Annotated in this window: 14 protein-coding genes; 7 read left to right on the plus strand and 7 right to left on the minus strand. The window is 45.3% G+C overall.

The window, feature by feature from the left end; genetic code table 11:
• The first annotated feature begins 177 nt into the window (after positions 1–177).
• On the plus strand, positions 178–846 hold the full coding sequence (locus PGW97_RS21335) for a cytochrome b/b6 domain-containing protein (protein WP_273859753.1): 669 nt from the start codon (positions 178–180) through the stop codon (positions 844–846).
• 122 nt (positions 847–968) lie between these two features.
• On the opposite strand, the gene PGW97_RS21340 is transcribed toward PGW97_RS21335, so the two are convergent.
• A complete protein-coding gene (locus PGW97_RS21340) occupies positions 969–1,415 on the minus strand; it encodes a c-type cytochrome (protein WP_047885964.1) in 447 nt (148 codons plus the stop codon).
• Between the two features lie 384 nt (positions 1,416–1,799).
• Here PGW97_RS21340 and PGW97_RS21345 point away from each other — a divergent pair, with 384 nt between their 5' ends.
• Both PGW97_RS21345 and PGW97_RS21350 read left to right on the plus strand, forming a co-directional pair.
• A complete protein-coding gene (locus tag PGW97_RS21345) occupies positions 1,800–2,141 on the plus strand; it encodes a hypothetical protein (protein ID WP_273859754.1) in 342 nt (113 codons plus the stop codon).
• 214 nt (positions 2,142–2,355) lie between these two features.
• The gene (locus PGW97_RS21350) at positions 2,356–3,171 is read left to right on the plus strand and encodes a DUF2797 domain-containing protein (RefSeq protein ID WP_273859755.1); all 816 of its coding nucleotides are present in this window, start codon (positions 2,356–2,358) and stop codon (positions 3,169–3,171) included.
• Between the two features lie 272 nt (positions 3,172–3,443).
• Here the strand turns inward: PGW97_RS21350 and PGW97_RS21355 are convergent, their stop codons facing one another.
• From PGW97_RS21355 to PGW97_RS21370, 4 genes are all read right to left on the minus strand, one after another.
• Positions 3,444–4,103 (minus strand): putative ATP-dependent zinc protease, encoded by a 660-nt coding sequence (locus tag PGW97_RS21355; RefSeq protein WP_273859756.1) that lies wholly within the window; start codon positions 4,101–4,103, stop codon positions 3,444–3,446.
• A 175-nt stretch (positions 4,104–4,278) separates the two neighbouring features.
• Positions 4,279–5,166: a phosphotransferase gene (locus PGW97_RS21360; RefSeq protein ID WP_217391629.1), complete on the minus strand. Its 888-nt coding sequence runs from the start codon at positions 5,164–5,166 to the stop codon at positions 4,279–4,281.
• A 404-nt stretch (positions 5,167–5,570) separates the two neighbouring features.
• Positions 5,571–5,804, minus strand: coding sequence for a DUF3389 domain-containing protein (locus PGW97_RS21365; RefSeq protein ID WP_217391630.1), 234 nt, complete (start codon positions 5,802–5,804; stop codon positions 5,571–5,573).
• On the minus strand, positions 5,801–6,232 hold the full coding sequence (locus tag PGW97_RS21370) for a hotdog fold thioesterase (protein ID WP_047885969.1): 432 nt from the start codon (positions 6,230–6,232) through the stop codon (positions 5,801–5,803). Before PGW97_RS21370 ends, PGW97_RS21365 begins: the two co-directional genes overlap by 4 nt.
• Positions 6,233–6,349: 117 nt before the next feature.
• Between PGW97_RS21370 and PGW97_RS21375 the strand changes: the two genes are divergently transcribed.
• Complete coding sequence (locus PGW97_RS21375) at positions 6,350–7,132, plus strand: M48 family metallopeptidase (RefSeq protein ID WP_273859757.1); 783 nt, start codon at positions 6,350–6,352, stop codon at positions 7,130–7,132.
• A gap of 142 nt (positions 7,133–7,274) precedes the next feature.
• Here the strand turns inward: PGW97_RS21375 and PGW97_RS21380 are convergent, their stop codons facing one another.
• Together PGW97_RS21380 and PGW97_RS21385 are read right to left on the minus strand one after the other, a co-directional pair.
• Entirely contained in the window at positions 7,275–7,466 is a 192-nt protein-coding gene (locus PGW97_RS21380; RefSeq protein WP_047885971.1) for a hypothetical protein, read from the minus strand.
• A gap of 46 nt (positions 7,467–7,512) precedes the next feature.
• On the minus strand, positions 7,513–7,974 hold the full coding sequence (locus tag PGW97_RS21385) for a TetR family transcriptional regulator (protein ID WP_047885972.1): 462 nt from the start codon (positions 7,972–7,974) through the stop codon (positions 7,513–7,515).
• A gap of 358 nt (positions 7,975–8,332) precedes the next feature.
• Here PGW97_RS21385 and PGW97_RS21390 point away from each other — a divergent pair, with 358 nt between their 5' ends.
• The 3 genes from PGW97_RS21390 to PGW97_RS21400 all read left to right on the plus strand — a co-directional run bounded on the left by PGW97_RS21390 (position 8,333) and on the right by PGW97_RS21400 (position 13,986).
• Positions 8,333–9,985 (plus strand): AMP-binding protein, encoded by a 1,653-nt coding sequence (locus PGW97_RS21390; protein WP_273859758.1) that lies wholly within the window; start codon positions 8,333–8,335, stop codon positions 9,983–9,985.
• Positions 9,986–10,232: 247 nt separating this feature from the next.
• The gene (locus PGW97_RS21395) at positions 10,233–11,558 is read left to right on the plus strand and encodes a serine hydrolase domain-containing protein (RefSeq protein WP_273859759.1); all 1,326 of its coding nucleotides are present in this window, start codon (positions 10,233–10,235) and stop codon (positions 11,556–11,558) included.
• Between the two features lie 1,267 nt (positions 11,559–12,825).
• The gene (locus tag PGW97_RS21400; protein WP_273859760.1) at positions 12,826–13,986 is read left to right on the plus strand and encodes an MFS transporter; all 1,161 of its coding nucleotides are present in this window, start codon (positions 12,826–12,828) and stop codon (positions 13,984–13,986) included.
• The last annotated feature ends 135 nt before the right edge of the window (positions 13,987–14,121 follow it).

Genomic DNA, 14,121 nt, shown 5'->3' on the forward strand with positions numbered 1-14,121 from the left:
CTTCCATTTACTCTTTCTCACAGCCAGCAGCGTAGACATAGACGAAGAACGCATTTCGCTTGGTGATAAATGTAAATAATTGAAAATATTTAGCGTCCTGTGTAGCCACACTGTTTTCAGAAGGTAAAATAGGTGCATATTGAATGCACACGTTCAGACATCACGGAGACTCCTCGCATGGCATCCACCACCCACTATCCGGTTTGGGACAGTTTTATTCGCGGCTATCACTGGCTTCAGGTGATGTCTGTTGCAGGGCTTTGGTATACAGGCACTGAAGGGTTAATGGACTGGCATTTTGCTATTGCCTATTTCCTGTTGGCGTTGCTTTTAACGCGTCTTATCTGGGGCGTGATCGGCAGTGAAACCGCTCAGTTTCGCCACTTCGTCCGTTCTCCGTCAACAGCACTCCAATATCTGACAGCAATACGTCGCGGTGGCGAATCATCCAATGTTGGTCATAATCCTGCCGGGGCATACATGGTCGTTGCTTTCATGTTGCTGCTCGCCACTCAGCTGACAACGGGCTTATTTGCCAACGATGATATTATTTCTGAAGGCCCGCTGGCGCAATATGTCAGTGGGGAACTGAGCAGTCTGATGACATCTATTCACGCCATTAATTTCAATCTTATTCTTGGTGCCATCGCGTTGCATGTCATTGCGATTACCGTTTATCTGCTGCGTAAAGACAACCTGATCACTCCAATGATTACGGGTAAAAAAGCGCTGAAAGCCAACCCACCCCAAATGCATAATGGTCTGGTTGCCTGGGGAATTACCGCCGCAATCGGCAGCCTGATTTATTTTACCTGGGCTGAAGAAGTTGTCGCCTACTTGTGGTGATAACTGACCTCTGTGTTGACGTCATCGCGGGGATTTTGCGCTTATAAAACGGTTTAAATTATTACATTCTAAAAAAGCCAGGTTTCTTACCTGGCTTTTCTGTTTCAGTGTCATGACAACAATTAGCGATATTTGTAATCACTGTGGCACGATTTACAGTTTTTCGCAGCCTGAGCAAACGCACGCTTGGTTGCTTTTTCATCGCCATCACGGGCAACGTTTGCCAGATTGGCCATATCCTGTTGGAAGGTAGTTAGTTTGGCACTGAAACCATTCCAGTCAGACCAGATTTCAGGGCGTGCTTTCGTTTCGCCTTTGTCTGAACCTTCGTATTTAAAGCCTTCTTCAGGCATATAAGTCAACTGAGAAACAAACTGGGCACGCTGGCTGAACAGCTTCTGATCCCATTCTTTGCTTCCTTTAACCATTGCAGCCATGTCGCCAAAATTGGCAGCAATCAGAGTAAACGCAGACTGACGGTATTTGATAGCTTCAGCAGGTTTTTCAAACGGGCTGGCGACAGCCCCGGCAGCAAGAAACATGCACCCAGCGATCATTATTTTTTTCATTGGTTCACTTCCCTATTTTGGTATTGTGGCCTGAAGATAAAACCATGTAATTAAGACAATATGATTTTATTCAGGATAATTGGGCATAGCAGTAAAAATGATACCAAGATGCAAATAGCTGTAAACACATGCCTTGATTAACTTACAATTATTTACAATATCCGAACACAATTGCCTTATATATCACAGTCTTCCTATATGATTAGGGCATAATAATCTCTGTAATTAATACGTCAGGCTATATCAGCAGGAAATATTAGATTCATCAGCAAAGACAGTGCACTACACTTTCATTTCACCTTGGTGAAAAAATAGTTTTCTGCGGTTTATTCCTAATTCTATTTTGAGAAAATCACAAAGAGATAAATTGTCAGCAGGTTAGCTATGTTTGAGCATGTTAAAAATGACATCCTTCCCTTTAACCGTTTCTTGTTCAGGCTGTTCAAATTTTACTGTCTGGCCTGTGCACTGCTGCTTTTTGGCATTCTGCCAGGTGTGATTGGCTTTATGGTGCTGGATGATTTACCCCTTTTCCAGTCCTTCATGAATGCGATTTCATTGCTGGGTAGCATTGAACTGCCCCATCCACCGCAAACTGCCCACTCCCATGTGTTTACGGCACTCTACAGCTTATTCATTGAAACCGTTTTTTTGCTGGCCGTTGCTACCTTGCTCGCGCCGGTTGTCCACCGTATTTTTCATAAAATGCATTTACAGACCGATTAAACGTCATTTCGCTGTAATTACAGCGCCGACAGCACAAAGAGCCAGCAACCTGCCATATCATCGGCATCAAAATTTCGTTACCCTATCCTTATACTTATCAGGCGGTATTCGGCCCACTCTTCATTGCCCTCTTCATATCGAAGACTGGCAACGGGTTGAAGAAAACGCCGCACTATTACAACTATAATGATTTGAGCAATATCAAGAGGATGCAATGTTAGGCACACTGAATAAAATGAAATCGACCTTAGGTGAGGTGGTGGAGTACCACCTGCCGGTCGGCGACGAGTTGCTGGCGCTGAACCCACTGATTGGTCAGCACCTGAAAATGACGTTTACCGGTAATATTTTTTGTGATGCCTGTGGCCGTAAAACCAAAAAGAGTTATTCACAGGGACACTGTTTCCCTTGCATGAAGAAACTGGCCCGCTGTGACATGTGCGTCATGAAGCCTGAGACCTGTCACTATGCTGAAGGCACATGCCGTGAGCCTGAGTGGGGCGATGACCATTGTATGGTGCCTCACTTTGTCTATCTGTCGAATACATCAGGGCTGAAAGTCGGTATCACTCGCCATACCCAACTGCCAACCCGCTGGATTGATCAGGGTGCCACCCAGGCCCTGGCCGTTCTGAAGGTCAAAACACGCCAAATTTCCGGTTTTGCCGAAGTGGCACTGGCCGAACTCGTTGCTGATAAAACCAACTGGCGCGCCATGTTGAAAGGCAGTCAAGATCCAATGGATCTGAAAGCCGAAGCCGAAAAACTGCTGCCACAGATTGAAGCCCGACTCTGCGATTTAGCCTTACGGTTTGGTGCTGATGCCATTGAAAAGCTGGATGAGGAGATCGTTGATATTCATTACCCAGTTTCTCAATATCCAAGCAAAATTGCCTCACACAACTTTGATAAAAACCCGGTTGTGGAAGGTACACTTCTGGGTATCAAAGGCCAGTATCTGATCTTTGATACCGGGGTAATTAACATTCGTAAATTCACCAGTTACGAAGTCAGTGTTGAAACCGCCTGATATTGATAATGCAACAAAAAAACGGCTGTCTCGCAGCCGTTTTTTGTTCGTTCTAAACGTTTTTTTGCTTCAATTAGGGTTCTCGCAGACAGCTCTTATAACAAAGCGCATAAGCAACTCTCTTAAACAGTTTCCGTAAATTGCTCCGAAAACCTGTTTCCACACTCGACGCCAATATTGGACGCTTTAGCTTAAATCTCACTACCTGCAAAGCCTACTGTGCTGCCTTCTGGATTTGCTGTACTGCAAGCAGGGGTCACAAGATTACTAGCCTACTTTACTTTCGGCTGAACAAATTTCCGTTTTCCATCAACAACAGCCACATCGCGGATGAAGTTCACCCCGAGCACAATTCCCTGACCAGCAGTAAGAGCAAATTCAGTCAGCTCATTCAAATCACCCAGCTTAGCCCGCAGTTTAACCACAGCCTGTTTACTGTCGTTCTCTTTTGATTTCAACCAACGCTCTACGGGTAACTCGACACTCTTACCGCCAGAGCTGAATTTCACCCAGTCATTGCCATCACGCTCAAAGGCCTGAATATTGCTCACGCCTAGTGTTGATAGTTGCGCCTGAGAGTCCACCTTAGCCCGGATATGCTGTTTGGGTTGAGTTAACCAAACCCATTCTTCACTACCCAGAATTAACTTGCCATCGTCCGTCTTTGTAACCGCAGGTTTTTGAACCGGAATTGGCTGCGGTTTAGGCTTTGGTTTGGCTTCCGGCTTAACCACAGGTTTTGGCTGCGGCACAGGTGCAATGACCACCGCGGGTGCTGGCTCTTTAATGTCCGTTTCCTTCGCCGTTTGATCAGGTGTTGCTGTCTCAGGCTTGGTCACCTCAGGATTAGCTGTCGCTTCTCGGGAAGTCGTTGTCTGCTGCGCACAACCAGCCAGCAATGCCAGTGCAAAAAAGGCAGTCACTTTATTCATTTTTTTCATCCGGCAGTGTCCACTTATCCCTTATTACTAATACTTACCAATACATTGGCTTCTATGATAATAAATCATCCGCCTAATAAAAGTGTACTCTGTTAGATTGTCGTCAAATATGTGGCAAGCCCAGTCTGGCGCGCAAGCTTTTTACTTTGTCGTTGATAGACAGTACTTACAACTCAATCGCGCGGAACACATCCACTTTCTTCTGCAACCAGGCTTCGTCATACCAGCCCATGTTACGGCTATGCTTGGCATCATCCCACAAGCTGAAAAATGCCCGTCGCAGTTCAAACCCATCCGGTAATTCAACCGCCTGACGATATAAAGTACTCAACTCCAGTTCAGGGCGCACATCATCCAGATGGAAAATATCCAACTCGCGATGTTTATACCCTACATCACAAGGATCAAGGATCGCACTGACCTGAAATGTTGTGGCATCGAACATCACGTTCCCGATATGACAGTCGTCATGGGTCAACGAAGGCGTTGAAGAGATACCGCTTAAAGTAATATGGCGATGTTGCCAGATATCATGAAGTGCTGACTTTAAAGAAAGGGAAAATGGAGAGACTTCACTCATTACATAACGATACACCGGCTCCATCCAGTGGTCATAAGCTGGAGCAAAGTCAGATTCGTAGTGTTGCTGAGCCACTTCGAAGCCCGATGCAGATGTGTATTCGTGAAGGTTCAGCATCACCTCGATGAAACTGTGAGAAAATGCTTTTGTTGCTGCGGGCGTGTCAGGTAATTGATGGCCCGGGATACCCTCTACCCACTCAAGCATCAGGTACTCATGGCCTTCCTCCCGGCCAAAGAAAAACACCTGAGGGACCTTACAAGGCAAGGCTTTTCTCAGTCGCTCCAAGCCCTCAATCTCTTTTGCCAGGCGTCCAACCTCACGAGAGAATTTCACGACCACTTTTCCTTTCGGAGAAGCCAGAAACACCAGCCAGCCGTAAAAGGTCTGTTCTTGTTTACAAAAATCCGGGGCCTGCCGAAACATCATTTTATAGGCGGATAACGCTATTTGCTCTAGCCCGTACTTACTCATCCGGCAATCCCTTACACGTCGAGAAACGCGCACATACAAAAATCAAACGTTTTGCTGTACGTCTTTAATAAAACAACTGAATATTTAATCGCTTATACATTAACGTTTCATTAACCTCGAATGGAATTCGCGACGCAAAAAATGTGGCATCCCTCTCATATTAAATACCGAAAAAGTGAGGTTTCCCTATTAGCAGAGAAAAACCATTTCTCATTACATAAATAAAATAGAGATAAGTAGAGTTCCTGGCATCAAAATTTGACCTTAGTATGCCGAAAAGCGTAGAAGTGGCTTAACTTAAATGCGCAACCTGAATAATTAACGCATTGAATAGAAACAAGTTGATAGTAAGAACTGAAAATACGCCCTGGCAGAACAGGGCATAAGTAAGGCAGCGGATAAAATCAGCTAATTGCAATGCCGAGGGCATCAGCCAACAGGATTAGTTGCTCTTCATTATCCAGGCGTACGGACCAGTTCACCCCAGTTCCCATCGCAGTGACAACATTGACTCCTTTACCACGTAAGGAGACATCTTCAGCCATCGCCTGAAGCGTAATGCGGGCGTCGCCATCAAGCCGAATAACCAGTTCGTGCTGGTTAGCAATCACTCTGCCTTGTGAAAACACAATATTCATGCTGGCTTCTTATGCTTCATAACGGCAATGGTTAACCGGCTAGTACATACCAGTCGTCCCCGCTCATCAGTGATCTCAATTTGCCACACTTGCGTGGTTGCGCCTAAATGAATCGGACTTGTTTTACCGATAACCATCCCTGAACGCATCGCACGGATATGATTCGCATTGATATCCAGACCTACGCAATACTTGCTTTCATCCACACACATGTTGGCAGCAATCGAGCCGAGTGTTTCGGCCAACACTACCGATGCACCACCATGCAACATACCAAGAGGTTGATGCGTTCTGGATTCCACCGGCATTACCGCAGTAATACTGTTGTCGTCGAAACTGGTATATTCAATTCCCAAATGTTCAACCAGGGTATTTACCGAGGTTTTGTTCAGGCTTTCCAGCGTGAACGGTTTTTTCCATATACTCATCACGTTATCCGAATAATGAAAGTTAGGCACCATAATACGCGATATGTATAATTTCGCTATTGTCTCGCTATATTTGTTTTATGTCGTAACGCAATGAAGTACAGAAAGGAGTCTCTCATGAAACGCTTACTGCCGGCCTGTGTTTTAGCAGTGGCCGCGCTGCTTTCAGCTTGTACCAGTTCCCCAACCGGACGCCAGCAGGTACTGTTATTCTCAGAGCAGGATATGTCGCAGCTAGGCGCTCAGTCATTTGACGCACTGAAACAAGAGGAAAAAATTTACACCGACCGGAAAACCAATCAGTACGTACAGTGTGTCACGAATGCTCTGACCGCAAAATTGCCGGGTACCCAGGCATACAGTCAATGGGAAGTGGTCGTTTTTGACAGTGACCAAATCAACGCCTTTGCGCTGCCAGGAGGCAAAATTGGAGTTTACACTGGTCTGCTGAAAGTTGCCGTTAACCAAGACCAGTTGGCTACCGTCATTGGCCACGAAATTGGCCACGTGATGGCCCAACACAGTAACGAACGCCTGTCCCGCTCACAATTGGCCAATATGGGCATGCAGATTTCAAGCATGGCGATGAGTGGCACACAGTATCATGATATGGCCATGGCTGGCTTAGGGCTGGGCATGCAATACGGGGTGTTAATGCCGTATGGACGATCGCAGGAATCGGAATCGGACATTATCGGCCTGCGACTGATGGCAGAAGCTGGGTTTGATCCGAACGAGAGTATCCGTTTATGGCAGAACATGGCTAAAGCCTCAGGGGGTAATCAGCCACCGGAACTGCTATCGACCCACCCGTCGCATTCAACCCGTATTGATGATTTGAAAAAAGAGATCGGCAAACTACCGACTTACAACACGCCTCACCCTCAATGCCGTTTATAACGGTTAGCCGCAAAGCATTGCAAAATACTGCATGCACAGAAAATTTCGGTGCTCAAAACAGCAATCAGACAAATACAAAAAAGAAAGACCGGCTTAAGCCGGTCTCTCGGTATATGCAAACACGCAGTTCGTAAACAGGTCGCTACTTGCTCAGTTCTTCAAATTTCTTGCTGAGCTCGTCTGCGGTGTCTGACGCTTTATCTGACATATCTTCCATGGCATCACGCACATCTTCCATAGAACGGCTGTCGGTCAAATCTTCGATTTCGTCTTTGTAGGTCACCCCGATATAGATACCCAAACCGACCAGCGCCAATACAATATATTTCAACATGAACTTTCTCTTAAAATCATAGCGTCTAATAAGTATAACGCTTAACTTAACGCGCCAGTGTTGTCAGTGACTTGCCCAACAACCACTCCAGCTCTTTTTCACCCTCAGCACCAAAGCGTTCCTGGCACAGCACATAGAGTCTTTCTATGCCGCGTTGCGAAAACCCGCTATCTGACTGGGCCGATGCAATATGGTGAAACAGTAAGCGCAGGGTGGCGCAGAACTTCTCGTCACTCAGAGCCGTCAGCCAACTGTCTGCAAAGCCTTCAACCCCTTTTTCAAGTTCAAGTTTCTCAACAAACATGCTGAATATGCGCTGATCCAACGCATTGGCAAAATCTTGCTTTTTGGGAAAATGGTGACTGATTCCGGTACGGGAAATGCCTGTCTGCTTGCTCAGGGTGGTGTATGACATTTTGTCATAACCCAGGGTCAAAATCTGTTCGACCACTGCATCCATAATTGTCTGAATAGTGATTTCAGTATCTTCTTTACTACGCTTTGGCATAATCCGTTGACTCTGTCTTCATCTTTATCAACAAGCCCGTCAACTACTCACGGTTTTAAGTTAACCCATCAGCAGCTCACTAAAGTCTGGCAAGTATAATAGAAACAAAATTTTATGAATAGGCGATAGCTGCAATAAAAATTGTACACCTGTTTGAATTTTGTTCTATTTTAATCAGTGAAACACTCTGCTTTTCTTTTACCCGTCAGGCGGCATGAATTTCAGGAAACGCGCGCTGACAGCGTTTTAACACCTTGACCAATAGTATAAAATTGCTTTAATTTTACAAAATAATAACATTTCAAAGGATCGAAGTATGAATCTACCTCTGCAATCGGAACGCTTAAGGGACTCACTCATGACACAACCGCTGCCAACTGACATGATCTTAAAATGGGCAGAAGAGCGACCCAATGATGTCTATCTTCGCCAGATTATGAACCGGCAATTTGTCGATTTCACTTATGCAGAGGTGGCCGATAAGGCACTACGCCTGGTAAGCGCCCTCCGAGCTCAAGGTTTCATGCCCGGTGACCGCATCGCGCTGATGTCAAAAAACTGTGCAGAATGGTTTATTACCGATTTGGCATTAATGCTGGGAAGCTATATCAGTGTGCCGGTTTTCCCAACGGCCGGGGCTGATACAATTGAACACTGCCTGACCCACAGTGAATCAAAAGCTATCCTGATCGGGAAACTGGATAATTCTCAAGCCATCGAATCTGTCATGGCGAAATATCCTGACCTGCTGTCAATTGCGTTTAATTATCCTAGCGCGCCGAAATGTCATTTTGATTTCAATGACTTTATTAATGAGCATGCGCCAAGTGAAGAACGGCCAGAGCACCAGCAGGACGACATCATGTCCATTGTTTACACCTCCGGCACATCAGGCCTGCCTAAAGGCGCCATGTTGAGTTACGGCGGTTTTGCCTGGTCAGCGCAACGACTGATTGATCATATCGGTATGCAGGACGGTGAACGTCTGTTCTCTTACCTGCCTCTGGCGCACATTACCGAACGCGTTTACATTTTTGGCTCGTCCGTCATGGCCGGGATCCAGGTTGCCTTTCCGGAGTCGCTGGATACTTTCATTGATGATGTCAAAATGTATCGCCCGACTCTGTTCATTTCGGTACCTCGTCTGTGGACACTGTTCCAGCAACGTATTCTGGAAAAGCTGCCGCAATCAAAACTCAATATTTTGCTGAAGATCCCGTTTATCTCTGGCGTGATTAAACGCAAACTGGCACAGGGGCTCGGGCTGGATAAAGCGCGCGTTCTGGGTTGTGGTTCGGCACCGGTTTCACCAGCATTACTTCGCTGGTATGAAACCATTGGTCTCAATATCACCGAAGCCTGGGGCATGACAGAGTCCTTTGCATACAGCACCCTGAACTACCCGTTCCGCAGCGATAAAATTGGTACTGTTGGGAATGCAGGGCCGGGTATCGAGCTGAAAATCTCAGCCGATGAAGAAATCATGGTTCGCGGTAATGGGTTGTTCACCGGTTATTACAAAAATGAAGAAGCTAGTCAGGCCATGTTTGACCATGAGGGCTGGCTGCATACCGGCGATATCGGTGCCATCGATGAAGAAGGTTACCTGACGATACAAGGACGTAAAAATGACACCTTCAAAACCGCCAAAGGGAAATTTGTATCACCGGTTCCTATTGAAAAACGGATTTTTGAGATCGCTAGTATTGAAATGATGTGTCTGGTCGGCTCGGGGATGCCCGCTCCTATTCTCCTTGCCGTTCCACATGATTTTCCGAACTTCGACCGCCAACGTTATGAAAAAACTGCGCAGCGGGTTATTGAAACGATCAACAAAGAGCTGGAATCACATGCTAAAATCAAAGGCGTTCTGATGATTAAAGAGCCATGGAGTGTGGAAAATGGCTTCTTGACACCAACACTGAAAATTAAGCGTCATTTATTAGAGAAAAAATACCACAATATTGGGGCTGGCTGGCCAAAAGATCGTTTGATTCAGTGGGAAGAATAAACGGGTAACTATTAAGCAGTCACTCTATAGTGACTGCTTAATTCATAAAACAATCACTTGCCAGTCAAATCTGCACCTAATCATCATTTTTCAATGAAAACACCTGCATCACAATATTAAAAACGATGCATACCTCCATTTTTGCGCCTTTAGTTATTCTCTGCGTGACAGATTATTAGCCCACCAAATCTGCCGATGTTACTTTCAAAGAAATCCCGAGTTCTTTTTAAAGGCTTTTCTTTTCAAAATGATGCGCACCCGATTTTTTAGCTTTTTTCCACTGCTACTTACTGCAGCACTGACTTCACAGGCGGCAGCTGAAACACAACATGATGCATTGAATGTTCAGGTAGATCAGTATCTCTCGCATCAGAATCAATACGGACGTTTCAGCGGCAATATTCTGATTGCCAAAGAAAATAAGCTTATCTATGAAAGTAGTTTCGGGATGGCTGATGTGAAAATGAAGCGCCCTGTTACCCCTGACAGCCTGTTTAAAGTCGGCTCATTAACCCAGCCTCTGACCGCTGCGGCCATTCTGCGATTGCACGAGCAGGGGAAACTGAATCTCGATGAACCTGTTTCTAAGTACTACCCGAAGCTGAAGAAAGCAGACAATATTACGATCGCAATGTTACTGAACCACACATCCGGGCTGTTTCGGGATAACTCATGGCGTGAATATGACAGCAGCTGTAAATCAGACCAATTGATCAAAAACACAATCAACACCTCCGCAGACTATCCCCCTCATCTGATTTTTAACTACAGTAATGCCAATTACTATCTGTTGGGCGGCATCATCGAAAAAGTCACCCAATCAACCTTTGAAGAGTTTGTGACATCGGAAGTGCTACGCCCATTAGGCATGAAAGACTCCAGCTTAAAGCTGACTTTGTCCTTTCAGTTGGCAAAATCCTATGAACTATCCGGACTGGTTGATGCTTACATTACGCCTAGTGGTTGTGCCTGGGCCGCGGGCGAGCTCATTACGTCTGCCCGCGATTTAATGACATTCAGCCAAGCGCTGCAAAACGGTGAACTGCTTTCTCCTGCCTCCTACACTATGATGCTAACCAACGAGTATGGTTTGTTTAACGAAGAAATTGAGGGACTGCAATATTATCTCCATCAGGGCCAAATTGATGGATTTAAAGCACTTTTTCTCCAGCATCCGGAAACAAAAACCACCATTGTTGCGTTAAGTAACTTGCACAATACGAACATAGACTTACTGACTGTGGACTTGCTCCGTTTAGTCGATGGCAGAGACCCACTTCATACACTGAAGCTACCTGAAAGCAAGTTTGCCACCTGGCGAAAAGATGTGGATATCATAGGTAACTATCTCGACAACAGCGGTGTGCCTCTACAGGTTGTGTTTGAAGGCGGAATTCTGAAAGCCAAAGTAAACCAATTTGATATTCCGTTACAGATTCAAAGCAAAAACAGCTTGTTTGCATTAGGTATCGATAATCAAATCCGTATTTATCGCAACGAAAACGACACCACCAAAGAGATCATTTTCTTTTCAAGGGACGGTCGCTATCTGTCGAGATTTACCCGAATCTAGCGATTCTCTGGCCTAGCCTGATTCAGTATCAGGCTAATTTACGCACTTTTTATACCTTTTCTGATATTGGCAGGGGTTAGATATAGGCAGTATGTTGAAACAGTGACTAAACTTGCTTTTAGTTTTGAATAACGAGAGGTAATCAAATGATGAAAACCTTTCGGACACGCAACATGCTCGACACTATACTATTGAATATCCGATTAAAGTAGGAAAGGAAAAAGCATTCAGGCGACACGAATGTAAGAAAAAACAACGAAAAAATTGGCACTGTTTACCGTCCTACACGAAAGTACAAGTCAATATCAGACCACTCATCTCCCGCTACTGAGAAAAGTGAAGATACAAAATTGCGCCAACGACTCGGTAAACAGTGCCACAACGTCAAATGACAACGTGATTATGTACCCATAGCCGCAACTCACAGAGCACAGCGTGAGGCCCAGCAAGTTGCAATGTGTATACTGCATCATACGTGCCAACCTTTAACTAAAATAAAATCAAAGGATTACCACTTAAATTCACTCAGACCTGCCCTGTTATGGTGATAATCTGCACCATGACTCAACATTCTTTTCTGGCTTCCCATAGTTCGATAACATGCGCCCAGCTCCCTCCTGCCCACCGACAGACAACATATTTTATAAGCAGTCCTGAAAAGTCATAAAGAAAACCTGAGCACTGACTAACTTCACAGCTCAATCCGAAACTTGAAACTTGAACCTTGAACCTTGAAACATTTAGCTGACAGCAAACTGAGCTTCGTTTAAAAACAAAAACTCTCCGCCAGAGCCTGCATTGCAGTGACTGAGAAATACAAACAGGGGATCCTGACAAACTCACACGCCATCATGAATTTCAGTAATACTTTTTTTCAAGGTTTTCGCGACTAACCAAAGAGTTTAAGCCTCCAAAAATACATTACAGCTCTAACATAAGAACGTGCATTTTTGCGATTAACAAAGAGAAAACAAAAGTAAAAACCACCGTTTTTACTGGATATTTAAGACTGAAAGTGCCAATTACATTCTACTCAAATCATTAGAGAGCAAGTTAAGTTTTTTCTAATAGTTATGAGATAAATCAAATTCAGCATTGACATTAGTTTTACTCATTTTACCTGACAGTAATTTAGGTTCATATTCCACCCAGATTGAGTCCTCAATCACAATTTTCATCACACGTATTCTGGCTTTATTCGAGTCAAATGGTGCCATAACGTCCTGTTGTGGCTGTGAGTTTTTCTATCAATCTGGAGTTACCCGTAGTGAACACACACGCTACTCAGGCACCACGTAACAGTGTCTGGGTTCCTGTTTCTGGCCTTACCATTTTTGCCATTGCCTCAGGTTATTTGATGAGCCTGCTGCCTTTAACGCTGGAAAGTCACCAATTGCCAACAAACGCGGCGAGTTGGCTGGCAAGTGTGTATTACCTGGGACTGCTTTTCGGGGCCATGCTGATTGAACCCGTGATCAATAAAATTGGTCACCGACTATCATTTGTTAGCTTTATTACTGTACTGACAGTCTCTGTCGCTCTAATGATGGTCAACCATACCCTAACGTCTTGGTTATTAAGCCGCTTTGTTGCCGGTGTCGCGGTCGCCGGGGTATTTGTGGTTATTGAGTCCTGGCTTTTGATTGGTGACAGCAAAGAAGAGCGGGCGAAGAATCTTGGCCTTTACATGACTTCGCTGTACGGCGGTACGACTCTGGGACAATTCGGTATTGGCCTGATTGGCACCACTGGTGCACTACCCTTTATAGTCATCATCTGTCTTTTAGCGATGGCTACCCTGCCGGCAATGGCAGGAAAAGGCGCCCAACCTAAAGTTGAGCACCACGTGAGTCTGTCTCTACGTCAGATTTTGGGGTTGAGTAAACCGGCGATGGTTGGTTGTATGGTATCCGGCGTTGTCATGGGCTCTATTTACGGTCTACTGCCTCTTGCTTTGCAAGGCAATACAACCAATGACGATCGTATCGGAGTATTGATGGCTGTTACTGTTTTGGGCGGCATGGTTATCCAACCAATCATCGGTAAGGTATCTTGCCGCATATCAAAATCCGTTCTGCTGGCACTGATGAGCCTGCTGGGTGTGTTTGCGATGGGAATCTACCTGATTGATCAAAGTTACAGTATTCAGATTGTCAGCCTGGCACTGCTGGGAATGTCAGCCTTTGCCCTATACCCGATTGCAATTACTCTGGCTTGTGATGGCTTAGCGTCAGCATCCATCGTATCAGCAACTCAGGTTATGCTATTTTGTTACAGCATTGGCTCAGCACTGGGACCTCTGGCCGCAAACCGCTTTATGGAAAGCCAATACGGACTGATGGGATTTTTCTTTGCAGTTCTGCTGAGCACCTCAGTATATATGCTGATTGCCAGCCTCAGAACAAAGTCTACCGTTGTGGCGCAGTAACCACATACCAACAACGGCAGAGCAACGCACGAATAAAAGCAGTGCGGTTCAACGTGAAGTGAAACGCCTGAGAATCGCCAAAACCCAAAAAGCCAGCTTCTGCTGGCTTTTTTCATTCGAGATTGGGTATCAGAA

The organism is Photobacterium sp. GSS17 (genome assembly GCF_028621875.1).
GTDB classification, from domain to species: Bacteria; Pseudomonadota; Gammaproteobacteria; order Enterobacterales; family Vibrionaceae; genus Photobacterium; species Photobacterium ganghwense.

Excerpts from the sequence above, each read along its gene's own strand:
- PGW97_RS21335 (WP_273859753.1), top strand. The coding sequence starts at position 178 with ATGGCATCCACCACCCACTATCCGGTTTGGGACAGTTTTATTCGCGGC.
- PGW97_RS21340 (WP_047885964.1), bottom strand. The coding sequence starts at position 1,415 with ATGAAAAAAATAATGATCGCTGGGTGCATGTTTCTTGCTGCCGGGGCT.
- PGW97_RS21345 (WP_273859754.1), top strand. The coding sequence starts at position 1,800 with ATGTTTGAGCATGTTAAAAATGACATCCTTCCCTTTAACCGTTTCTTG.
- PGW97_RS21350 (WP_273859755.1), top strand. The coding sequence starts at position 2,356 with ATGTTAGGCACACTGAATAAAATGAAATCGACCTTAGGTGAGGTGGTG.
- PGW97_RS21355 (WP_273859756.1), bottom strand. The coding sequence starts at position 4,103 with ATGAATAAAGTGACTGCCTTTTTTGCACTGGCATTGCTGGCTGGTTGT.
- PGW97_RS21360 (WP_217391629.1), bottom strand. The coding sequence starts at position 5,166 with ATGAGTAAGTACGGGCTAGAGCAAATAGCGTTATCCGCCTATAAAATG.
- PGW97_RS21365 (WP_217391630.1), bottom strand. The coding sequence starts at position 5,804 with ATGAATATTGTGTTTTCACAAGGCAGAGTGATTGCTAACCAGCACGAA.
- PGW97_RS21370 (WP_047885969.1), bottom strand. The coding sequence starts at position 6,232 with ATGAGTATATGGAAAAAACCGTTCACGCTGGAAAGCCTGAACAAAACC.
- PGW97_RS21375 (WP_273859757.1), top strand. The coding sequence starts at position 6,350 with ATGAAACGCTTACTGCCGGCCTGTGTTTTAGCAGTGGCCGCGCTGCTT.
- PGW97_RS21380 (WP_047885971.1), bottom strand. The coding sequence starts at position 7,466 with ATGTTGAAATATATTGTATTGGCGCTGGTCGGTTTGGGTATCTATATC.
- PGW97_RS21385 (WP_047885972.1), bottom strand. The coding sequence starts at position 7,974 with ATGCCAAAGCGTAGTAAAGAAGATACTGAAATCACTATTCAGACAATT.
- PGW97_RS21390 (WP_273859758.1), top strand. The coding sequence starts at position 8,333 with ATGACACAACCGCTGCCAACTGACATGATCTTAAAATGGGCAGAAGAG.
- PGW97_RS21395 (WP_273859759.1), top strand. The coding sequence starts at position 10,233 with ATGATGCGCACCCGATTTTTTAGCTTTTTTCCACTGCTACTTACTGCA.